Genomic DNA, 20,984 nt, shown 5'->3' on the forward strand with positions numbered 1-20,984 from the left:
TGTCCCGCTTATGAAGCTGGCGGCTGCTCTTCCGCTGGAGGCGTGGTTCGCAGAGCTGCAGCAAAGGCAGTGGCCGTGGCCATGCTGTCCGCCATGCTGGTGGGCATGAGGATGGTGGTGCCGCGGTTTTTGTTCATTTCAAAGACGCGGTTGATTTGCAGGATCTGTAGGGCGATTGGCGAAGCTTCATAGGTCTTGGCGGCCTCGGCCAGTTCGTGCGCGACTTCGCGCTCGGCGCTGGCGAGGGTAACGCGGGCTCCGCGCTCGCGTTCGGCCTGTGCCTGGCGGCTCATGGCATCCTGAAGACTGTCTGGAAGCTGGACGTCACGTATTTCCACGGATTGGACGGTTACACCCCATTCGCGGGTTTTTACTTCGATCAGTTCACGAAGCTGATCGTCAATCTTGCGCCGCTCTTCCAGAAGAACGCTCAGGTCTGAACTGCTGACCACTTCACGCAGGGTCGTGAGCGCAACGAGTGAGACAGAGTCCTCGAAGTCGTCCAGTTCAGTGATGGCGCGCATGGGATCGTGCACCATCCAGAAAATGACGGCATCAACGTCCACGGGTGTGGTGTCGCGTGTGAGGGTCTGGCGGGTATGGACGGGCACGGTGCGGATGCGCTGATCCACGACGGCGAAGATCTGATCGAGAAACGGGACAATGAAGAACAGTCCGGGGCCACGAATTCCTTGTATTTTGCCTGCCCGCAAAACCACGGCGCGCTGCCAGGAATTGCACATCTTGAGAGATAGAAGCACGCCCGCGGCGATGATCGCAGCAATGATGGCGGCAAGCAGGTTCTGCGTCTGTGCCGACAGGGCCCCACCCGCCAAAAGGATGATAGCCGCGATCGACAGCGAGATCGTATTAGCTGGAAGACTGGCATTGCGGCGCGCGCGAGGCGCCGGGAAAGTTGGGTATTGGGGCATGCTTTATCCTTTCCCGGGCCGTATGGCCTCGGTTGCGTGAAGAATGGTCTGCATGGCGTTTATGATGTCTGCCGGGTCGAGGCCCCGCGCGTGGCTCTGTGCGATGGTGGCGGCTGCAAGATTTTCGGCCGCAGCCCTGCGTTCGGCAGGGTCAGGCGTGGGAGGGGCGTTACTGACGAAGCTACCGCGTGCTCTGTAGGTTTCGACTGTGCCCAGACGTTCAAGTTCGGCATATGCGCGCTGCACCGTATTGAGATCGATGCGGAGGTGAACCGAGAGTGCGCGCATGGTTGGAAGCCGGTCGCCCGGTTTCAGAATTCCAGAGCCGATGGCTGAAAGTAGCCGTTCCCTGAGTTGAATACGTAAGGGGAGGCCAGCACTTTCGTCCAGCGGAGTCGGGAAAATTAATGTCTCAATGTTGGCAGACATACATACAAGATGTTCATATTCCATATCGGTGCGTCAAGGAATTTTGGCACCTTGGGCGCTTCGTGGTATTTGCTCGCCCTCCCAGTAGGCTGTGGACAGCAAGGATTTACCCCCATGACAGCGCATCAGGACGGGACAGGCGCATCAGGACGCAGTGGTTCTCCGTTGATTCTCGCCCTGCCCAAAGGCCGCATTCTCAAGGCCCTGCGCCCTGTTTTGTCCCGGACAGGCATTGAACCTGCCCCGGATTGTCTGGATGAAAGCAGCCGCCGACTGCGCTTTCCGACGTCTGATCCGAATCTTGATGTGGTTCGGGTGCGCTCGTTCGATGTCGCGACATTTGTCGCTTATGGCGGTGCGCATGTGGGGGTCTGCGGAGCGGATGTGCTCATGGAGTTCGATTATCCGGACATCTATGCCCCGCTTGATCTCGGGCTGGGTGGCTGCCGGATCTCGGTTGCCCGTCTTGTCAGTGTTGTGGACGATCCTGCGGCTGGACAGTCTCGCCTGCGTGTTGCGACGAAATATCCGACGATTGCCCGGCGCCATTTTGCATCCCGCGCAATTAATGCCGAGATCGTACATCTGAACGGTGCGATGGAACTGGCACCTGCGCTGGATCTGGCAAGTGTGATCGTTGATCTTGTGGATACGGGTTCAACCCTGCGGGCGAATGGCCTGCATGAGACCGAGACCATTGCGCATGTCACCAGCCGCCTGATTGTCAATCGTGTGGCGCTCAAGACGCGCCCTGAGGAAATCGGCGCCTTGATTGATCGCTTTCGTGCCGCTTTGACTGAAGAGACTCCCGCCTGATGAAACGCCTCGATACGACGTCCGCTACGTTTTCGTCTGATCTGAAGGCGCTTCTGGGAGAGCGCGGGGGGCAGGCGAGTCCTGTGGCTGAGCCTGTACGGGCCATTCTGGCAGATGTTCGAAGCCGGGGTGATGTGGCGCTTTGTGAATACACGGCGCGTTTTGACCGTCTGGATGTTCCTGCGGAACAACTGCGTATCAGTGCAGAGGAAATCGAGCGCGAAGCCGCGCTGGTGCCTGCCGAACTGATGGAGGCTCTCCATGTGGCTGCGCGCCGGATCGAGGCTTTTCATCGCGCGCAGATGCCAGATGATCTTGATTTCACGGATGCGGAAGGTGTGCGCCTTGGGATGCGTTGGACGGCTCTGGATGCTGTTGGGCTGTATGTTCCCGGCGGCAAGGCAGCGTATCCGTCTTCCGTGCTGATGAATGCCATTCCCGCGCGGGTCGCAGGCGTGAAGCGTGTGGCGATGTGTGTGCCGAGCCCTGATGGTGTTCTGAATCCGCTGGTACTGGCTGCAGCCCGCCTTTGTGGTGTGGATGAAGTGTATCGTATTGGTGGCGCGCAGGCCGTAGGGGCCATGGCGTTTGGGACAGATCTGGTTGCGCCTGTTGATCGGATTGTGGGGCCTGGCAATGCTTTCGTGGCAGAAGCGAAGCGTCAGGTATTCGGGCATGTTGGTATCGACAGCATTGCTGGACCGTCGGAGGTGGTTGTTGTTGCGGATAACAAGAATGACCCGCGACTGACAGCACTGGATTTGTTGGCTCAGGCCGAACACGACGAACTGGCACAATCCATCCTCATCACGACAGACGTTGCATTCGGTGAAGAGGTGGCGAAGGCTGTTGAGGTTGAGTTGGAAACGCTACCTCGTGCGGCGATTGCAGCCAGAAGCTGGGCTGATCATGGTGCGGTGATTATCGTGCGCGACTTCGATGAGGCTGCGGAGATCGTCAATGACCTGGCTCCCGAGCATCTCGAAGTCATGCTGGATGAGCCCCGTGCCTTTAGTGAGAAAATCCGTCATGCCGGCGCGATCTTCATGGGTCGTAACTGCCCGGAGGCAGTGGGGGACTACGTGGGTGGTCCAAACCATGTGCTGCCGACGAGCCGTACGGCGCGGTTTGCTTCGGGGCTTTCAGTGTTTGACTTCCTCAAGCGCACAACCACCATCGAAGCGGACCAAAGTGCGCTGAAGCTGATCGGGCCTGCGGGTGTTGCGCTTGCGCGGGCCGAAGGGCTGGATGCTCATGCTTTGAGTCTCTCTGCCCGACTGGATAAATTCCGCGCTTGAAAATCGGTTCCTGCGCTCAGCTTTGCAGGAATGCCATCATCTGATCCGTGAATGCGCGGGGTTGCTCCGCGTGGAGCCAGTGCCCCGCGCCCTCAAGGGTTTCGATGCGTGCATTCGGGAACAGGGTGAGGATCAGTTCATGATGCTGGGGCTGAACGTAGGTGGAATTTTCTCCACGTAGGAACAGTGTAGGCCCATACCATGGTTCGACGTGGATATCGGGCCAGCCTTCGAGCTTTTCGATAGCTTCGGAAATCTGTTCGATTCCGATGGCCCAGCCCGGATTTTCTCCAAGCTTTAGATTTTGCAGCAGTAGTTCGGCGACGCCTTTGCCCTCGACATGGGGCATCAACAGGTCCAGTGCCTGGGCGCGGTTCAGGGTTGCTGGAAACGCAATTGCGCGTAGACGCGGGATCATTTTGTTGTGACCCTGATGGGTTTTGACGGGGGCTATGTCTGCCACCATCAGCTTCGATACCCGTTCAGGTGCAACGAGAGCTGTTAGCATCGCGACTTTGCCGCCCATCGAATGGCCCACAATATCGGCTTGCCCGATGTTCAGCGCATCCATGGTTTCCAGCACATCCTGAACCATTGCAGGGTAGCTGATGGGGGCGTGGGCGCTGTCTCCGTGGGCACGGAGATCAAATGCGAAAGTTCGGAAATGCTCAGCGGCAGCGCGTTGCAGAAAGCCGAGGTTCCGGCCGCGACCGAACAGACCGTGCAGAAAGATGACGGGTTTTCCGTGCTCTCCCCGTTCGAGGGTGTTCAGTTTCATGTGTGATCCTTCCATGACTGCTGTTGATCGTAGCGCCGCTTGCGGTCAAACAGGAGAACACCTGCCGCTCGGGGACCGCCTTGTCCAGCCATCCTGCCCGATCTGATCTGAGACGTATTCTGTGTCATCATGCCCGCCGGTGGTGGCGGCAGCCAGCCCAGGCTCCCATGGCGCTGCGTGCGATGGTGCGCGCGGATGAGATCTGGCTCTCGGTTCTCGCCGCGATGGTTGGGGCCTTGGGCGGCCTCTGCGTTTTCATCATCACGCGGGTAACGCTTTTTCTGCATGCGGTTCTGTTTGGTCTTCAGAACGGTGGGCGCCTTTCAGGGCTGTCGCATTTGCCAGCAGTGCGGGTCATTCTGGTTCTGGGACTGGGAGGGCTGGCGCTGGGCCTTTTCAGCATCTTCGTCACCCGCATCATGCCGCGCCGCCCGGTAGATCCGATTGAGGCGAATGCCCTGCATGGCGGACAGATGTCTGTTCAGGACAGCCTTGTACTTGTCTGCCAGACGTTGATCTCAAACGGTGTGGGTGCGTCTATTGGGCTGGAAGCCGGGTTTACACAGATTGCCTCGGCTTTTGGTTCGCGGATCGGGAGGGCGTTCCGGGTTCGTCGGGAGGATCTGCGCGTGCTTGTTGGGGCGGGGGCCAGCGGTGCGATCGGGGCGGCATTTGATGCACCTGTTGCTGGCGCCTTTTATGCGTTCGAACTCGTGATCGGGTCGTATTCACTTGTCAGCCTGTCTCCCGTCGCCGTTGCTGCTGTGGCGGGGGTAGGCGTCACGCGGTTTCTGGGAAGCGTTCCGGCGGCCGTCATGATTCCAGATGCAGGGCATTTGACCTGGCATGGGACAGCTGGTGTGGTGCTGCTCAGTATCCTGTCGGCGTTGACCGCGATTGGTGTGATGTATTGCGTTACCCAGACGGAAGCGCTTTTCCGCAAGATGCCGGGGCCTGTGTGGCTGCGCCCCGCAGTCGGTGGGTTGATGGTTGGTGGGCTTGCGGCAATTCACCCATCCGTTCTTTCGGCGGGGCATGAGGCGATGCGCACCGTACTTGCGGGCGGTGTGGTGCCAAAGATGGCGCTTATGCTGCTAATCATGAAAGCACTCGCATCGTGCCTTTCCATCGGATCAGGCTTCAGGGGAGGGCTGTTTTTTGCCTCTCTATATCTGGGGTCTCTCGCGGGTGTGCTTTATGGCGCAATGCTGGGTCCCCTTGGGCTGGCTCCTGATTCACCGACGGCCTGCGCGCTCGTGGGTATGAGTGCCATGGCGGTTGCGGTTATCGGCAGCCCCATGACGATGATCTGTTTGATCCTTGAATTGACGGGAAGCGTGACGATGAGCGGTGCAGCGCTTGTTGCTGCTGTGCTTTCGCTCCTCACTGTTCGGCGCCTGTTCGGGTACAGCTTTGCGACCTGGCGATTTCATCTTCGTGGTGAATCCATCCGGTCAGCGGTCGATATTGGCTGGATGCGCTCCCTCAATGTGCGGCGCATGATGCGTGATCAGGTGCGGACGCTGCCATCGGATACACCTATAAACCGTGCCCAGACGCTCTTTCCTTTGGGGGCTGCGCAGCGGATTGTTCTGGTAGACCGGGATGGGTGCTATGTGGGAATGGTTCAGATGGCAGATCTTCATGCTGTGGCACCCTCCACGATGCCGATTGCGACGCTTTCCCATTTTCCGGATGCGATGCTCACACCTCTCATGACTGTAAAGGACGCAGCCGAAATGTTTGGCAGGGCAGAAGCGGATGCACTTGTTGTGGTGGAGGATGTTCAGTCCCGGCAGGTTGTAGGGATACTGACTGAGCAGCATACTCTGCGTCGTTATGCCGAAGAGCTTGAGCGTAGCCGCCGGACGCTTGCCGGAGAGGAGCGTTTCCCGACCTAAAACAGGATTTCCTCTTGGCAGCGCCGGAACCAGCCTTCAAAACAGAACCCTGTCCCAATCGGAGAATACTCATGGCTGATACGCCCGACACCCGCCTTGCGGCTCTTGAAATCACGCTCCCCGTGGCTGCGGCACCCGTAGCCAATTACGTTACGACGGTCCTTACGGGGAACATGCTGGTTGTATCGGGGCAGTTGCCGCTGGTTGATGGCAAGCTGCTGATCACCGGCAAGCTTGGCGGTGGCGTTTCCAATCAGGCAGGTACGGCATGTGCTCGCGCGTGTCTGATCAATGTCATTGCTCAGGTGAAGGCAGCTCTTGGCGGAGATCTTACCCGCGTCAAGCGTGTTGTCCGTCTGGGTGGCTTCATTGCTTGCACGCCGGAATTCACGGAGCATGCGGTTGTAATGAACGGTGCATCGGATCTTGCTGTAGAAGTATTTGGTGATGCCGGGCGCCATGCCCGTTCGACCATTGGCGTGCCGAGTCTCCCGGCCAATGCACCGGTTGAAGTTGAAGCTCTTTTCGAAATCGCCTGATAAATACGGCTGGGGGATATGGATACGCAAACCGCACCCCCTGACTGGACCCTGACGCTTCACGCTTCGATTCATGAGATCGGGGCGGATGCGTGGGATGCATGCGCGGGAGACGACAACCCGTTCGTCTCCTTCGGATTTCTGTCTGCACTGGAAGATAGTGGGTCTGTGGCGGATCGCACTGGATGGCTGGTAAGGCACGCGGCCCTGCGTGATCCAGACGGTTTGATTGTGGCGCTCGCGCCGCTTTATGGAAAAGCACACTCTTACGGCGAGTATGTTTTCGATCACTCCTGGGTTCGGGCGTATGAGGAAGCTGGTGGGCGCTATTATCCCAAATTCCAGTGTGCTGTTCCGTTTTCGCCTGTTCCCGGACCGAGACTGTTGCTGAGGCCCGACCTGGCCGATCCGGAGCGCGTGGGGAAATCCCTCGCTGCAGCGTTAATTCAGGCCGCGGGTCAGCTTGGTCTGTCTTCCGTACATGCGACGTTCTGTGATGCTTTTTCGCAAGTAGCGTTTGAAGCAGCCGGATATTTGCCGAGACATGGTGTCCAGTATCACTGGCACAATCAGGGTTATGGGTCGTTTGATGATTTTCTCGGAGCTCTGTCTTCACGCAAGCGGAAAGCAATTCGCAAGGAGCGCCGGGACGCACATTCTTGCGGACTGACATATGTGACGCGGCGTGGAGCCGACATTACGGCAGAGGACTGGAAAGCATTTTATCGTTTCTATCTATCAACGATTGATCGTAAGTGGGGCAGCGCTTATTTGACCGAGGCGTTCTTTCCGATGTTGTCTGAACGGCTGGGGGACAGTGTTGTTCTGATGCTGGCGGAAAATGACGGGAAAGCTGTGGCGGGTGCGCTCAACCTCATGGGTACAGACGCGCTGTTCGGTCGTAACTGGGGCTGTGAGGGAGACTGGCCCTTTTTACATTTTGAGCTCTGTTATTATCAGGCGATCGAATTTGCCATTCGTCATGGCCTTTCGCGGGTAGAGGCGGGTGCGCAGGGGGAGCACAAAATCCAGCGCGGATACCTTCCTGTCCGGACGAATTCCGCACATGCCATTCTTGATCCGGGCCTCAAGCGTGCGATTGCGAATTTTCTGGATCTTGAGCGCTCTGAAGTTGCGGATGAGCTGTCCGGGTTGATGGAATTTTCACCCTACAAAAAAGACGATTCGTCCTGAAATGGCCCGACTTAACGATTGAGAAAGGTTTGCGTAGGTAATCTCGGCTCTGTATCGGGACATTGGAGCCGGAGACGTGGAAAACAGTACCTATATCGCGCTATCGCGCATGGACGCGCAGCAACGCGCCATGGCCGTGACGGCAGATAATATCGCGAACGCATCCACGACGGGCTACAAGCGCGAAAGCGTGCTTTTCAGTGACTTTCTCAATCATCAGCATGGAGACAAGGTTCCCGCTGGTGGAAAAGACGAGGCCTATACGCAGGACCGCGCTACATATCGCGATTTTCAGCAGGGCGATCTTCAGCAGACAGGAAATCCTCTGGATCTGGCTCTTGGTGGTGAGGGCTATTTTCAGGTGCGGACCGCAAACGGTGTGAGACTGACGCGGTCAGGCCGTTTTGAGGAGGAGCCCGACGGAGCTGTTGTTGATGAAAGCGGGAATCCCCTGCTGGACCGCACAGGACAGCCATTGGTTCTACCCGCTACCGACCATCGGATCAGCATCGCCTCTGATGGGAGTGTCTCGACCGAGACTGGGGATGTTGGTCAGATCGGGATCGTGACGGCACGTGATCAGAACCGCCTTCAGGCGGAGGGTGGGAAACTTCTTCGTTCGGATCAGCCTACAGCTCTCGTCCAACGCCCGAATATTACTCAGGGTTCGATTGAAGGCAGTAATGTGCAGATGATGACTGAAGTTACGAAGATGCTGGATATCCAGAGAAATTTTCAGTTCATGGCGCAGTTCGTCGAAAGCGAAGGACAACGCCAGCAGAATGCCATCGACAAAATCGTTCAGGTATCAGCCTGACGATGCAAGGATAACTCATCATGCGCGCACTCGATATTGCTGGGACGGGCATGCAGGCCCAGCAGAACAACGTCGAAACCATTTCCAACAATATCGCGAACATGAGTACGACGGGCTATAAGCGTTCACGAGCTGAATTTCAGGATCTGATTTATCAGAACATGCGTCGTGTTGGTACGGCATCTTCTGATACCGGAACAATCGTTCCGGCAGGTGCGCAGATTGGTCTGGGTGTCAAAACAGCGGCGATCTATCGCATCAATGAGCAAGGCACTCTGGAGCAGACCAGCAATACATTGGACTTTGCTGTTCAGGGCCGGGGCTATTTTCAGGTGCAGCTGCCGTCCGGGCAGCTTGCCTATACGCGTGATGGAACTTTTTCCATGGCGAACGACGGGTCTCTTGTCACTGCTGACGGATATCAGATCAGCCCGACCATAACGATCCCGAACAATGCGCAAAGTGTTTCGGTGGATCAGTCTGGCCAGGTTAGTGTGACCATTGCGGGCCAGAATACATCCCAGATCGTTGGGCAGCTTCAGCTTGCGATTTTCACCAATGAGAACGGTCTGGCTGCAATGGGTCAGAATCTTTTCACCCAGACGCAGGCCTCTGGCGATGCCATGATAGGCACGCCAAATACGACTGGCTACGGCAGCACGATGCAGGGGTATGTTGAAAATTCGAACGTCAATGTCGTGACCGAAATTACAGATCTCATCACTGCGCAGCGTGCTTATGAAATGAACAGCAAGGTCATCACCTCTGCTGATGAAATGATGCAGACGCTCACCAATCTGGGACGCTGATCATGCGGGCGGCCGGGTGTGCGATTGCGTTGCTTGGCTGCCTGGCATTTACAGGTGCAGCGTCGGCTGCCTCTTTGCGGACGAACGTAAAGGTCGAAGGTGCGCGTGTTCGTCTGTCCGACCTTTTTTCGGGCCTTGGTCCGGGGCAAGATACGGAAATTGGGGACGCGCCGGCGCTGGGTGCAAATTACGTTGTCGGTGGTCCGCAATTAACGGCAATTGCTGCGCAGTTTGGGGTGGACTGGCCTGAAGCCTCGCCCATCGTCTCTATAACATTGACGCGTGCGGCCAGAATGATTGGCGAAGCAGATCTGTTCCCCTTGATCCGTAAAGGTTTGGATCTCCCTGAAGAAAGTCATTCGACAATTACATTTGATGGTTTCAAGCCGGTTGCCATTCCGGAGGAGGATCAAGCTGTGCCTGTGCTGGTGCAGTTGGAAAGGCCCGCCAAGGGCACGGGACATTTTAGCGCGCGTTTTGAAATTCCGTTCAAGACTGGAAGCGCTCAGACTGTTCTGGTCAATGGATCTGTCACAAGCGAAGTGCAGGCGCTTGTTTTCAAGCACGTAATAAAAGCGGGCCAGTTGTTGTTACCTGAGGATTTTTCCAGCACGATGGTCCGCTCAGGGTTGGTACCGGATGATGCGGTTCATGATCTCGATGATGCAGTGGGGCTGGAAGCAAGATCTGCAGCGCAGCCCGGTCAGGTTGTTGCGGCGTCCCAGCTTGATCATCCGCAGCTTGTGCATCGTGGGTCGCCGATCGTGGTGTCTTTCTCAACGGCTGGTTTGCATCTGACTGTCTCGGGGGCGGCGATGGAGGCCGGGGGTAAGGGGGACACGGTTCATGTCTTTAACCCTGCGACGCGGATGGTTTTGATCGGGCGTGTCATCGACAGGACACAGGTGGAAATTATCCCTGGAATTGCGCCTGTTTCGGCTGAAAATCAGAAGCGGAATTCCAATATGCAAAACATGCCGATGCTTTGAGATCCCCTGATGGAGGGTATCTACATGTGCTGAGCGATTGTAAACTGAAGCATGGAAACGGGTCAGCAATAAATTCATTACTAACCCGTTTTAATCTATAAAGTATTATGGATTCAGGTAACGATCAAACCATGCAACTGTGCGCTGGTTGGAATCTGCGTCTGCTGCAGGATCGTGTAACGCGTGGCCCTGGCCCGGATAAATGACCAACGATGACGGCACGTTGAATGTCCGCAGCGCGTGAAAAAATTCCTGGCTTTGCGGCATTGGGCATTCTTCGTCAGCGGAGCCAACGTAGATGAAGGTCGGGGTATGGACCTGCTTGATGTATGTCATCGGCGAGGAGCGGGCATAAATTTCCGGGTCGTCGTACACGGAGTGCCCGAAGAACGGCAGCAACCATGTGTCGATCCCATTTTCCCCGTAATAGGAAAGCCAGTCAGAAATCCCGCCGCCTGCAACTGCTGCGTGGAAGCGGTTTGTCTGAGTGACGGTCCACATGGTCATGTAGCCGCCATAGGAATAGCCTGTGAGGCCGAGGCGGGCATCATCTACGGGAGCGATTTTCTCCACGGCGTCTATGCCGCGCTGGACGTCACGTAGATCGCCGTGGCCAAAATCACGCCGGTTGGCGGATGTGAAGGCTTCACCCTGACCGTAACTTCCACGGGGATTGGGCAGGAAAATGTCATAGCCTGCATCAAGCAACGCCATGTTATGGCTGTTCCCGGACAGATAGCGCGCGACGACTGCGCTTGAAGGGCCACCATGGATGTTGACCACCATGGGAACGTGACCGTTACGTTCAACGCCGGCTTTGCGGGACAGGGGTTCGAGTAGCCAGCCCTGAACGCTATATCCGTCACTTTTCCAGGTGACGCTGCGCGCTTTGGCTCGGGCGGGCTGTGCGGTGTTGTCGTGGGTGATCTGAGACCATTTTCCGATCTCGCCTGCCCAGATTTCCGGTGCCTGAGTAAAGGTTTGACGCAGTATGGCTGATTTTCCGGCGGCGCAGGCGAGGCTTGGCTCTCCACGGCCGTTTGAAATCAGATCGTCTCCTCGCCAGATTTCCTTTACGCCTGACTTGAGCGACCAGACGATGCTCTGTGCGCCTTGAAGCCCTGCGGCTGTGAGGCCCTTTGCGCAGTCCCAGGAAATATCCGTAACCGTTGCATGCAGCCCGGGTGTCAGATTGATGGCGTGGGCGCCCTGCTTTGTGAGGTCAATTGCGTATGCGTCTCCTCCGAAGAAGGAGAAATCACTCATCAGACCGCCAATAAATGCAACGGTTTTGCCATCGGGTGAAACATGCGGAAGGCCGAGCTGCTGTTCCTGCGGAGGTGTGTAGAGCAGGGAGGATTTTCCGTCTGCAAAGCTGTAGAGACGGGCGATCCACCAGTGATCGTCACCATTCCCGGGTGCCGCAGTTCCGACAAAGCCGCTGCCGTCCGGGCGCCAGTCATATTCGTAGACGTACAGGTCTGCAGGAGACTGCCATTTGACGCTGCCGTTTTCGATTGTGGCGATGCGCTGTTCGTCTTCGTTGGTGCCGATTTCGCCTGAGGGTGCAGCGCCAGCCTGAAGTGCGCCTGGCTCCTTGTGGGCTCCTGCTGTTGCAAGCACGGCGAGGCGGTTTTCAGGGCCCCATGCGAGACTTTGCAGAGTGCCGTCAAAAGAGAGCAGATGAACGGGGTTGTGCCCGTCGGCGTCTACGGTCCAGATTGAGCGTGTTTTCTCGCTGGGATTTTTTAGGACATATGCAAGCTTCTGCCCGTCCCGGCTCCAGGCGAAGGACGTTGCGCTGCATCCGTTGCACAGGGTGATGGCAGTTACTGCGCCGGATGGAAGTTTGCGGATTGTTGGCGTCGGGATGACGGTCTGGCCGGGAGCGCCTTCGGCGTGGTCCAACGAGAACAGTCGGCTGCCATCAGGTGAGATGAGCAGGTTGCTGCGAAGCTGGAGCGGTGCGGCATGGGCTGCAAACGGGAGCAGTCCTGCGAGAAGGGCGAGGCGAAAACTTCTTTTCATATTGTGCTCAGATTGTCCGTTTCTTGTTTTCAGGCTTGTTCTGAAGACGGGGCAGTATGGGGGTGGCGTCGATGAAAAATCGAAACCAGACGCCGCAGGATCTTGCGTGTCCATTTTCCGATGGAGTCCATCCACAGATACACGATCGGAGTGGTGTAGAGTGTCAGAAGCTGGCTGACGACCATGCCACCAATGACGGATACGCCAAGGGGGCGCCGCATTTCGCAGCCGTAGCCATTGCCGATAATCAGAGGCACGGCGCCGAGTGCTGCGGCGAGAGAGGTCATGAGGATCGGGCGAAACCGGGTAATCGAGGCCAGGAAAATTGCGTCTTTGGGAGACATTCCCTGTTCGCGTTCTGCCTGAATGGCAAAATCAATGACGAGAATGGCGTTTTTCTTGACGATGCCTGTCAGGAGAATGATGCCGATCATAGCCACCAGACTGAAGGATTCCCCTGCGATCCAAAGTCCGAGCACGGCTCCAATACCGGCTGATGGAAGCGTTGAGAGGATGGTGATGGGATGGATCAGGCTCTCGTAGAGAACGCCCAGCACGATATACATGACCGCAACTGCTGCGACGAAGGCGAGGAGGCCATTTTTCATGACTTTTGCGGTATCGCCAGCGGTGCCGGTGAATTCACTCATGACGCTAGCTGGCGGATGAGTTTGGGCCATCGTGTTCTGGATGACGGTTTTCGCGATATCGTATGTGATGCCGGGAGCGACGTCGAACGAGATGGCTGAGGAAAAATAGCCGTCCCTATGAGTGATATCGAGCGGTTGCTGGCGTGCGACTACGGTTGCCACGTTATCAAGTGGGATCATTGTCTCGATTGCAGATGAGACGGCTGCGCCACTGGAGTTGGTTCCGGATATCTGGTTTGCGAGGGCGTTGCGGATTGAGGCGGCAGCGATAGCTGCGGGGGAGCCGCTTGCGGCGCTACTTCCAACGCGGATCAGGTTTGATGCTGCGGCCCCTGCTGCGGTTCCAGCGGATGTTGAAATCCAGATCTGGTGAATCAGTTCAGGATTTTGGCGATATTTTGGGGCAACGACCATGACGACGCGATGGTCGGTTGTTGGCAGGTGAATGGTGGAGACGATGGCCTGACCGTATGAATCGTAGAGGACGTTCTGGATCAGCTGTGGTGTGACGCCGTATCGTGCTTCGGTATCGCGGTCCACGATGACATTTTCAGCCATGGATTGCTGTTCGACCGAAGACGAGACGTTGACCAGCTTTCCGGTGGCCCGGAGTGCGGCCAGGAGTTTTGGCATGTAGCTGTAAAGGTCTGCGACGTTTTCACTGCGCAGGACATATCGGAAGCTGCCTGTGCTGCGTTGCGAATTTCCGCCCTGGCGATTGCCGCCAACGGACCAGAACGAGATGTCAGCGCCGGGTTCGATGGGTACGTTTTTGCGAATTCGGGCAAGGACGAAAGAGGCGTTTTGGCGCTGGTCTTTTTCTTTCAGGTGAATGAAGAGCTGACCCGAATTCTTGTCGTTGGTGAAGATGGTGGTGGATGTGACGTCCGGGTCTTTTTCAACGATTGTGCTAATTTTTCGGAGTCTGCGGTCCAGATCGTCGAAGGACATGGTCGCATCGCCGCGGACGCTGCCCTGAAGCAGGGAGATATCCTGTTCTGGCACGAATTCCTTGGGCATCAGAATGATCGAGCCCACGAGGATCGCAAAGCTTAAGGGCAGACTTAGGCCCATCAGGATGGGATGGCGCAGGCACCATTTCATGGATTTGCCGTAGAGGCTGATCGTACGGTCCAGAACGCTTTCTGTGATGTGGACGATCCATGCCGTGACGGGGTGTCGCCCTTCGGTTTCGCCGTGATCCACTTCGAGAAGGCGGGCGCACATCATGGGCGTGAGGGTTAGGGACAGCCACATCGAAATCACGATGGCGGAGATCATGGTCATGCAGAATTCGAACATGATCGAGCCTGCTGTGCCGGGCAGGAAAAGGAGCGGAATGAAAACCGCGATCAGCGAAGCGGTGATCGAGACGACGGTGAAGCCGATTTCAGATGCACCGATCAGGCTGGCTTCGTATCGTGAGCGCCCCTCTTCGATATGGCGTGCGATGTTTTCCAAAACCACAATGGCATCATCGACGACGAAGCCAACGGCGATGGTAAGAGACATCAGGGAGAGAATGTCGAGTGTAAAGTGGAAGGCAGCCATTGCTGCAAGCGTGCCCGAGAGCGCGATGGGGACAGTGACTGCCGGGATCAGGGTTGTTTTGAGGCGGCGGAAAAACAGCAGGATTACGAGGACGACCAGCACTACCGAGATGACCAGGGTCATCTTTGCGTCCAGAAGGGCCGCGCGAATGCTCATGGACGTATCGAGGCCTACACGCAGATTTACGTTGGCGGGGATGGCGGCTTTAAGGTGTTCGAAATTTGCGTTGATTCCGTCCACGATGGCCACGGTGTTGGCGTGAGGCTGTCCGGTGACGATGAGTGTGACTGCGCGGTGGCCGTCGATGTAGCTGGCCTGAAAAATATCCTGAACGCTGTCTGATACGGTTGCGATGTCGCTCAGTCTGACGGGGTAGAAGTTGTTGCGATACCCGACGATCAGGTTGCGATACTGCTCTGCGTTTACGGCCTGATCGTTGGTGGAAAGCGACATACGCTGGCCGTGACTGTCGATATAGCCTTTGGGCGTGAAGGCGTTGGCAGAAGCGAGTGCCGTGCGGACGTCTTCGAAGCCTATGCCCCATTTATAAAGGGGATACGGGTTGAGCTCTACGCGGACAGCAGGTGTGGAGGAGCCCACGACCTCGACGCGGCCCACGCCCTTGACTTGTGCGAGCAGAGGCCGGACGCGGATGCTCGCGACGTCGTAGAGTTCTGCATATGTGAGTTGGTCTGACGTGACGCTGAGAAGGTAGACCGGGAAGCCGCTGCCATCGAGTTTGAAGGCGGCTGGATCTGAGTCCAGTGTGCCTTTTGGCAGGTCGCTTCTGGATGCCCTCAATGCGGCCTGTACGTCGCGCAGTGCGCCGTCGATATTTCTGGAGGATGAGAAATCCAGAAATATCGAGGCTGATCCGCTGCTGCTATCGGATTCGATATCCTGAAGATCCGCTATGGATGCCAGCCTGCGCTCCAGCGGTGTCGTGACAGAGGTGGACATCTGCTGGGGATCGGCGCCGGGCTGCGAGACCTGGACCATGATGGATGTCGTTGCCATGTCCGGCATGGTTGCGACTGGCAGGAGCGGATAGCAGACGACCCCGGCCACGAAGATGGCGATGGACATCAGGGTTGTCGCGACCGGGCGATCAATGAACAGGCGGCAGAAATTCATACTGTTACTGTATCGCCAATTTCCTCATTTGGGTCATTACCGTTAGGACACGAAATGTCAGTTTTCTTCGGTGAAAAGGGTCAGAAATCTGGCATTCCAGCGGGCTGTGCAGACGGTTGGCGGCAATAATAGAGTTCCATAAGGCGTGGCGGGAGCAGATCTACGAGCCTTGAGCCGAAAACAAGCCATCGTGGAAAGATGACGCGCCGGTCTCCACGCAATGTTCCGCGCAGGATTCGCTGTGCTGCGTCGGCGGGGCTGACCAGCCCGGGCATTGGGAAGCGGTTGCGGGCGACCATCGGGCTGTCCACGAATCCGCAGCATACGCTTGTCAGGCTGATGCCAGCTTGCGCGAGGGCTGGGGCTGCGGACACGGCAAACCGGTCCAATGCAGATTTCGAGGCAGAGTAGGACGGTGTTCCGGGGTATGCGACGAACCCTGCGACAGACGCCATCACGGTAATGCGGCCGCGCATTCCACGGCTATCGGGTGACTGGGTTCGCATTCGGCGGATGGCGGGCAACAGCGTATTGAGCGCGCCGTTGAGATTGATGTCGAACATCTCGCGGACGCGTTCTTCACGCTCGATGGATATTCCGTCCAGATCTGCGGGGGGGCGTCCTCCTGTGATGCCTGCGCAGGCGAAGAGCATGTCCATACGTGGAATGTTCTGGTCCATTAGCCAGTCTTCCATGCTTTCGCGGTTGCGGACGTCTATCGGGTGGCATGTTACACGGGCGCCCCGTGTGCGGCTTTCCTGGGCTGTCAGCTCGAGTGCTTCAGTGTTGATGTCACACAGATGGAGGGTAATGCCGGGACGGGAAATACGGAAGGCGAGAGCCTGCCCAATTCCAGAGGCCGCGCCGGTGATGAAAATGTTCATGGCACCAGCGTACAGGACGCAAACAGCAGAAACAAATGACTTCAAGAAAACAGGAATATTCGGGAAGTACGGGTTTTTGAAATCCTGCTGCCATTATTATGCGTGGGGGTGTGTCTGGGTTAATTTTCGCTGTTCATGGTTTGTGAAAATTAGCCCAGACGCATTTTTAGTGTGCCGGGCAGGAGGCTCGTGGCTCTTCGCCGTTCAGAAGCTGGCGTGCGAATGCGTGGCTGTCTGACCTGCTGGCGGAGAGGGTGTCGTTATGATTGACGCCCGGATAAATGTGCTGCGTCACGGAAGTGCCGCTTGCACAGAGATCGGCGACAAGGCGTTTTTGCTCTGAGGGCAGAGCATGGACGTCCTGTGTGCCCGTTCCGATGAATACAGGGGTTGAGAGTTTCAGGCTTGGATAGCGTGCCCATTCAAGTGCTGGCGCAAGAGCTGTTTCCGCATCGGGCTGGAGCATGTTTGCGATGGTCAGGCCGGAACGGTGAGCCAGAGCAAAGAAGTCTGGAATGCAGGTTGTTTTTGCTTCGTGAATGAGATGGAGCGCGCGAGGTGTGAAGACGCGGGCCGGATCGAATGAGGGGTTTGCTTCAGAATATGAAGCCCCCAGCATGAGCAGCAGGGGCACGGAAGGCGAGAACTGGCGTGGGTTGCGAGGGTTGAGCAACGTATGTGCGCCTTCCGCATCCAGTTCGTGTGGGGCTGCAGCGATTGTACCCAGAATATGGATGTCCGGTGTGTAGGTTGGTGCCAGTCCCGCTGCAGCGATCACGGCCTGCCCGCCCTGTGAGTGCCCCGCCAGAACGACGTTCTGGGAAAGATCAGGAAGGCGGCTGTGGGCGGCGCGTATGGCGTCCAGAATGCTCATGCCTTCGGAGCGTGCATTGAGAAACAGGGGGGCGCCGGGCTCACCGAGGCCGGGATAGTCGGTCGCGACGATCGCAAACCCCTGCTGTAGCCAGCCATCGTAGAAGCGGGCCTGTACGGTGCCTATTCCCATGACGGAGGGTGCGCAGGTCAGGCCGATGCCGCTGGCGCCGTGTGCCCATGCGAGGACGGGCCACCCTCCTGCCGGAGGTGTGCCATTGGGAACCAGAACCTGCGCCGATACGCGGACAAGCTGGTTTGCGTTTCGAGCGTCCGTACTGCGGTAGGTGAGGCGGTAGACGGATGCACGCTCATGGGTCGGTACTGGGTCAAGGCGGATGGTCTGGCCCGCTGCGACCTGCTCTGACAAGGAGTAGGAGTCGCCGTCATCGCGCGGAGTGCAGCCCGAGAGCATGGGGGCCAGCAGGGAAAGGCTCAGGAATGTGGCCTTGAAAGTGAAAGAGCGGAACACTCGAGTGCGCGTCATGACGGGATGTCTCCGGGGGAAGTGGGACTTTCATAGCAGGGGTGCCGGTTCTGTGGGAGCCATGTTGAGCGCGATGGGTTGGAGCCTGAGGGCTGCGGCGCTAGAGAGGAACGGGAAACGAGAAAAGGATACTTTCCATGAGCGACACACCGCCCGACCGCCTCTGCGCCAGCCCGGACAGCCCCTATTTCAACGAGCAGGCTCTGGCCCGCGGTATTGGCGTCCGCTTCAAGGGTGAAGAGCGTACGACTGTTGAAGAATATTGCATCAGCGAAGGCTGGGTGCGTCTGTCTGTTGGCAAGTCCATGGACCGTCGTGGTCGGCCGATGACTCTGAAGGCTCTTGGCCCGGTTGAAGTTTGGTTCAAGGACGACGCTGAAGCATGAGCACGCAGGCACACCCCCGTCGGATCGTGATTGATACCGACCCGGGGCAGGACGACGCGGTTGCCATTCTTCTGGCGCTGGCTTCTCCTGAACTTCGGGTTGAAGCCATCACGACTGTGGCAGGGAATGTGCCGCTTGCTTTGACGACACGGAATGCCTGTGCCCTGCTGGAACTTGCGGGTCGTACGGATATTCCGGTTTTCGCCGGAGCTGCGCGTCCTCTTCGCCGGCCGCCCATCAGTGCTGAGCACGTGCATGGCGCGACGGGAATGGACGGCGCGGATCTTCCTGTGCCTCGTTTGAGGGAACAGGGACTTGATGCGGCAACGCACCTTGTGGATCTGCTGCGTTCGGAAGCGGCTGGTGAGATCACCATCGTCTGCCTTGGTCCGATGACGAATATCGCCACGGCTCTGGCGCACGCGCCAGACATTGCGCCACGTATTGCCCGGATCGTTGCAATGGGTGGAGCGCAGCGTGAGGGCGGGAACATCACGCCTACTGCTGAATTCAATTTCTACGTTGATCCTGATGCTGCGAAGGCTGTGCTGGCGGCAGGTGTGCCGGTTACGCTCATTCCACTGGATGTGACGCATCGGGTTCTGGCAACGGCTGCCCGTCTGGAGCCGATTTCTAAGATTGGCACACCTGCTGCGGACATGGTCGTGCGGATGCTCGGAGCTGAGGACCGTTTCGAGCGTATCAAATACGGCTGGGACGGCGGCGCGCTTCACGATCCGTGCACGATTGGCTGGCTTTTGCGGCCAGACCTGTTCACAGGACGGGAGTGCAATGTTGAAGTAGAGGTGGAAGCGCCCCTTTGCCTCGGGCAGAGTGTTGTGGACCTTTGGAAGGTAACCGATCGGCCGCCTAACGCGTTGTGGCTTCATGACGTCGATTCAGACGGCTTTTATTCTCTTCTGACGGAGAGGCTGGCTTTGCTGGCCTGAGTATTGCGTCGCGGATTTCAGGAGCATCGAACATGGCAGACCCGACCCATCAGGATCGCTTCTCTGTTGTTATTATAGGTGGTGGAGCTGCCGGGATTACCGTTGCAGCATTGCTGAAGCATCAACGACAGAATCTTTCTGTGGCTATTATTGAGCCTTCCACGACCCATGCTTATCAGCCGGGTTGGACACTGGTCGGCGCCGGGGTCATGACCCAGGCACAGACGCTGAAGCAGGAAGGCGGTCTGATCCCCAAGAATGTCACGTGGATCCGCGACAGTGCGGTGGCCATTGATCCTGATGCCAGCAGTGTCACCCTTGAGAGTGGCCGCGTTGTTGAATATCGCCGTCTGGTTGTTTGCCCGGGTATCCAGCTCGACTGGGACAAGATCGAGGGATTAAAAGAATCTCTGGGTAAAAATGGTGTAACGTCCAATTATTCGCGGGAGCACGCGCCCTACACGTGGGAATGTGTTCGTCATCTGGACGGTGGGACGGCTATTTTCACACAGCCTCCAATGCCGATCAAATGTGCAGGTGCGCCACAGAAGGCGGTGTATCTTTCTTCTGATCACTGGCGCCGCGAAGGGTCTCTTCACCGGACGAAGGTTGAATTCTGCATGGCTGGGGACGCATTGTTTGGCGTGCCCTATTATGTGCTCGCGTTGCAGAAACAGATCGATTTCTATGGGGTGGATCTCCACAAGAAAGAGAATCTGATCAAGATCGACGGGGAAAAGAAAGAAGCCACCTTCCAGAAAGTTGGCACCGATGAAATGGTGGTGCGCAAGTTCGATATGATCCATGTCGTTCCTCCGCAGAGTGCACCGGATTTCATCAAGAAAAGCCCGCTTGCGAATGCTGGGGGCTGGATTGATGTGGACCCGTCAAGCTTGCGGCACGTCAAATACGAGACTGTGTTTGGTCTGGGAGACGTTGCTGGTACAAGCAACGCGAAAACTGCAGCCGCAGTGCGTGAGCAGGCCCCTGTTGTGGTGGCAAACCTTCTGGCGTCTTTGGATGGTCGTCCACAGACTGCCGTTTATGACGGTTATGGCGCATGCCCTCTAACGGTGTCTTATGGGAAGGTCGTGCTTGCCGAGTTCCTCTATGGGGGCAAGGTTGCGCCAAGTTTTCCATACGATCAGCGCAAGCCCAGCCGCTTTGCCTGGATGCTGAAGACGGAAGTGTTTCCGCGTCTCTATTGGCACGGCATGCTCAAAGGGCACGATGTGAAAGTAAAGCATAAAACGATCGAAACAGCTTAAGGGCCTGGATCAAGGTTGTAGCAGAGTAAAAAGCCGGCCCCGGATAAAATTCTGGGCCGGCTTTTTGTATGTATCGTGAGGCGATGGGGAGAAAATTGTCATTTTGCGTGGCGGGCGGGGGAATTATCGAAGCTCCTGACAAAGATTATGAGAAGAAACATAAGAATTTTTGACGGAAAATAGCGGTTTTTTCGGGCTTTCGCAAAAAATATGAAGTTTCTGAGAAAAAGCCGTTGACAGAAATGGCGACCCTTGGCTAGAAAGCGCTTCC

Annotated in this window: 18 protein-coding genes; 11 read left to right on the plus strand and 7 right to left on the minus strand. The window is 57.0% G+C overall.

The window, feature by feature from the left end; all coding sequences use genetic code 11:
* Window positions 1-8 precede the first annotated feature (8 nt).
* A complete protein-coding gene (locus GWA01_RS11590) occupies window positions 9-932 on the minus strand; it encodes a slipin family protein (RefSeq protein ID WP_146798187.1) in 924 nt (307 codons plus the stop codon).
* 3 nt (window positions 933-935) lie between these two features.
* Complete coding sequence (locus tag GWA01_RS11595) at window positions 936-1,361, minus strand: GntR family transcriptional regulator (protein WP_146798189.1); 426 nt, start codon at window positions 1,359-1,361, stop codon at window positions 936-938.
* Window positions 1,362-1,475: 114 nt separating this feature from the next.
* On the opposite strand from GWA01_RS11595, the gene hisG reads away from it, so the two are divergent.
* Window positions 1,476-2,177 carry an ATP phosphoribosyltransferase gene (gene hisG, locus GWA01_RS11600; RefSeq protein WP_146798191.1) on the plus strand — a complete coding sequence of 234 codons (702 nt, stop codon included), beginning with the start codon at window positions 1,476-1,478 and terminating at the stop codon, window positions 2,175-2,177.
* A complete protein-coding gene (gene hisD / locus GWA01_RS11605) occupies window positions 2,177-3,475 on the plus strand; it encodes a histidinol dehydrogenase (protein WP_146798193.1) in 1,299 nt (432 codons plus the stop codon). Before hisG ends, hisD begins: the two co-directional genes overlap by 1 nt.
* A gap of 16 nt (window positions 3,476-3,491) precedes the next feature.
* Here hisD and GWA01_RS11610 read toward each other — a convergent pair whose 3' ends face one another.
* Window positions 3,492-4,253 (minus strand): alpha/beta fold hydrolase, encoded by a 762-nt coding sequence (locus GWA01_RS11610; RefSeq protein ID WP_146798195.1) that lies wholly within the window; start codon window positions 4,251-4,253, stop codon window positions 3,492-3,494.
* Between the two features lie 167 nt (window positions 4,254-4,420).
* Between GWA01_RS11610 and GWA01_RS11615 the strand changes: the two genes are divergently transcribed.
* The 6 genes from GWA01_RS11615 to flgA all read left to right on the plus strand — a co-directional run bounded on the left by GWA01_RS11615 (window position 4,421) and on the right by flgA (window position 10,502).
* On the plus strand, window positions 4,421-6,154 hold the full coding sequence (locus GWA01_RS11615; RefSeq protein WP_146798244.1) for a chloride channel protein: 1,734 nt from the start codon (window positions 4,421-4,423) through the stop codon (window positions 6,152-6,154).
* 71 nt (window positions 6,155-6,225) lie between these two features.
* Window positions 6,226-6,693 (plus strand): RidA family protein, encoded by a 468-nt coding sequence (locus GWA01_RS11620; protein ID WP_146798197.1) that lies wholly within the window; start codon window positions 6,226-6,228, stop codon window positions 6,691-6,693.
* Window positions 6,694-6,711: 18 nt separating this feature from the next.
* The gene (locus GWA01_RS11625) at window positions 6,712-7,887 is read left to right on the plus strand and encodes a GNAT family N-acetyltransferase (protein WP_146798199.1); all 1,176 of its coding nucleotides are present in this window, start codon (window positions 6,712-6,714) and stop codon (window positions 7,885-7,887) included.
* A gap of 76 nt (window positions 7,888-7,963) precedes the next feature.
* Complete coding sequence (gene flgF, locus GWA01_RS11630) at window positions 7,964-8,704, plus strand: flagellar basal-body rod protein FlgF (protein ID WP_146798201.1); 741 nt, start codon at window positions 7,964-7,966, stop codon at window positions 8,702-8,704.
* 20 nt (window positions 8,705-8,724) lie between these two features.
* Entirely contained in the window at window positions 8,725-9,513 is a 789-nt protein-coding gene (gene flgG / locus GWA01_RS11635; RefSeq protein WP_146798203.1) for a flagellar basal-body rod protein FlgG, read from the plus strand.
* A gap of 2 nt (window positions 9,514-9,515) precedes the next feature.
* On the plus strand, window positions 9,516-10,502 hold the full coding sequence (gene flgA / locus GWA01_RS11640) for a flagellar basal body P-ring formation chaperone FlgA (protein ID WP_146798205.1): 987 nt from the start codon (window positions 9,516-9,518) through the stop codon (window positions 10,500-10,502).
* Window positions 10,503-10,607: 105 nt separating this feature from the next.
* On the opposite strand, the gene GWA01_RS11645 is transcribed toward flgA, so the two are convergent.
* From GWA01_RS11645 to GWA01_RS11660, 4 genes are all read right to left on the minus strand, one after another.
* The gene (locus tag GWA01_RS11645; protein WP_186819561.1) at window positions 10,608-12,530 is read right to left on the minus strand and encodes a S9 family peptidase; all 1,923 of its coding nucleotides are present in this window, start codon (window positions 12,528-12,530) and stop codon (window positions 10,608-10,610) included.
* Between the two features lie 29 nt (window positions 12,531-12,559).
* A complete protein-coding gene (locus tag GWA01_RS11650; protein WP_146798209.1) occupies window positions 12,560-15,865 on the minus strand; it encodes an efflux RND transporter permease subunit in 3,306 nt (1,101 codons plus the stop codon).
* 80 nt (window positions 15,866-15,945) lie between these two features.
* Entirely contained in the window at window positions 15,946-16,749 is an 804-nt protein-coding gene (locus GWA01_RS11655) for an SDR family NAD(P)-dependent oxidoreductase (RefSeq protein WP_146798211.1), read from the minus strand.
* Between the two features lie 166 nt (window positions 16,750-16,915).
* Window positions 16,916-18,109, minus strand: a complete 1,194-nt coding sequence (locus GWA01_RS11660) for an alpha/beta hydrolase (protein WP_146798213.1) — start codon at window positions 18,107-18,109, stop codon at window positions 16,916-16,918.
* A gap of 137 nt (window positions 18,110-18,246) precedes the next feature.
* Between GWA01_RS11660 and GWA01_RS11665 the strand changes: the two genes are divergently transcribed.
* From GWA01_RS11665 to GWA01_RS11675, 3 genes are read left to right on the plus strand one after another with little or no spacing between them, the layout of a single operon-like run.
* Window positions 18,247-18,495, plus strand: a complete 249-nt coding sequence (locus GWA01_RS11665) for a DUF3297 family protein (RefSeq protein ID WP_146798215.1) — start codon at window positions 18,247-18,249, stop codon at window positions 18,493-18,495.
* Window positions 18,492-19,445 (plus strand): nucleoside hydrolase, encoded by a 954-nt coding sequence (locus GWA01_RS11670; protein ID WP_146798217.1) that lies wholly within the window; start codon window positions 18,492-18,494, stop codon window positions 19,443-19,445. Before GWA01_RS11665 ends, GWA01_RS11670 begins: the two co-directional genes overlap by 4 nt.
* A 32-nt stretch (window positions 19,446-19,477) precedes the next feature.
* Window positions 19,478-20,713: an NAD(P)/FAD-dependent oxidoreductase gene (locus GWA01_RS11675; protein ID WP_146798219.1), complete on the plus strand. Its 1,236-nt coding sequence runs from the start codon at window positions 19,478-19,480 to the stop codon at window positions 20,711-20,713.
* The last annotated feature ends 271 nt before the right edge of the window (window positions 20,714-20,984 follow it).

The sequence above is a fragment of the Gluconobacter wancherniae NBRC 103581 genome, assembly GCF_007988885.1.
GTDB lineage: Bacteria > Pseudomonadota > Alphaproteobacteria > Acetobacterales > Acetobacteraceae > Gluconobacter > Gluconobacter wancherniae.

Bases quoted from the DNA above. Each gene is read 5' to 3' on its own strand.
- GWA01_RS11590 (WP_146798187.1), bottom strand. From the start codon at position 932: ATGCCCCAATACCCAACTTTCCCGGCGCCTCGCGCGCGCCGCAATGCC.
- GWA01_RS11595 (WP_146798189.1), bottom strand. From the start codon at position 1,361: ATGTCTGCCAACATTGAGACATTAATTTTCCCGACTCCGCTGGACGAA.
- hisG (WP_146798191.1), top strand. From the start codon at position 1,476: ATGACAGCGCATCAGGACGGGACAGGCGCATCAGGACGCAGTGGTTCT.
- hisD (WP_146798193.1), top strand. From the start codon at position 2,177: ATGAAACGCCTCGATACGACGTCCGCTACGTTTTCGTCTGATCTGAAG.
- GWA01_RS11610 (WP_146798195.1), bottom strand. From the start codon at position 4,253: ATGAAACTGAACACCCTCGAACGGGGAGAGCACGGAAAACCCGTCATC.
- GWA01_RS11615 (WP_146798244.1), top strand. From the start codon at position 4,421: ATGGCGCTGCGTGCGATGGTGCGCGCGGATGAGATCTGGCTCTCGGTT.
- GWA01_RS11620 (WP_146798197.1), top strand. From the start codon at position 6,226: ATGGCTGATACGCCCGACACCCGCCTTGCGGCTCTTGAAATCACGCTC.
- GWA01_RS11625 (WP_146798199.1), top strand. From the start codon at position 6,712: ATGGATACGCAAACCGCACCCCCTGACTGGACCCTGACGCTTCACGCT.
- flgG (WP_146798203.1), top strand. From the start codon at position 8,725: ATGCGCGCACTCGATATTGCTGGGACGGGCATGCAGGCCCAGCAGAAC.
- flgA (WP_146798205.1), top strand. From the start codon at position 9,516: ATGCGGGCGGCCGGGTGTGCGATTGCGTTGCTTGGCTGCCTGGCATTT.
- GWA01_RS11645 (WP_186819561.1), bottom strand. From the start codon at position 12,530: ATGAAAAGAAGTTTTCGCCTCGCCCTTCTCGCAGGACTGCTCCCGTTT.
- GWA01_RS11650 (WP_146798209.1), bottom strand. From the start codon at position 15,865: ATGAATTTCTGCCGCCTGTTCATTGATCGCCCGGTCGCGACAACCCTG.
- GWA01_RS11655 (WP_146798211.1), bottom strand. From the start codon at position 16,749: ATGAACATTTTCATCACCGGCGCGGCCTCTGGAATTGGGCAGGCTCTC.
- GWA01_RS11660 (WP_146798213.1), bottom strand. From the start codon at position 18,109: ATGACGCGCACTCGAGTGTTCCGCTCTTTCACTTTCAAGGCCACATTC.
- GWA01_RS11665 (WP_146798215.1), top strand. From the start codon at position 18,247: ATGAGCGACACACCGCCCGACCGCCTCTGCGCCAGCCCGGACAGCCCC.
- GWA01_RS11670 (WP_146798217.1), top strand. From the start codon at position 18,492: ATGAGCACGCAGGCACACCCCCGTCGGATCGTGATTGATACCGACCCG.
- GWA01_RS11675 (WP_146798219.1), top strand. From the start codon at position 19,478: ATGGCAGACCCGACCCATCAGGATCGCTTCTCTGTTGTTATTATAGGT.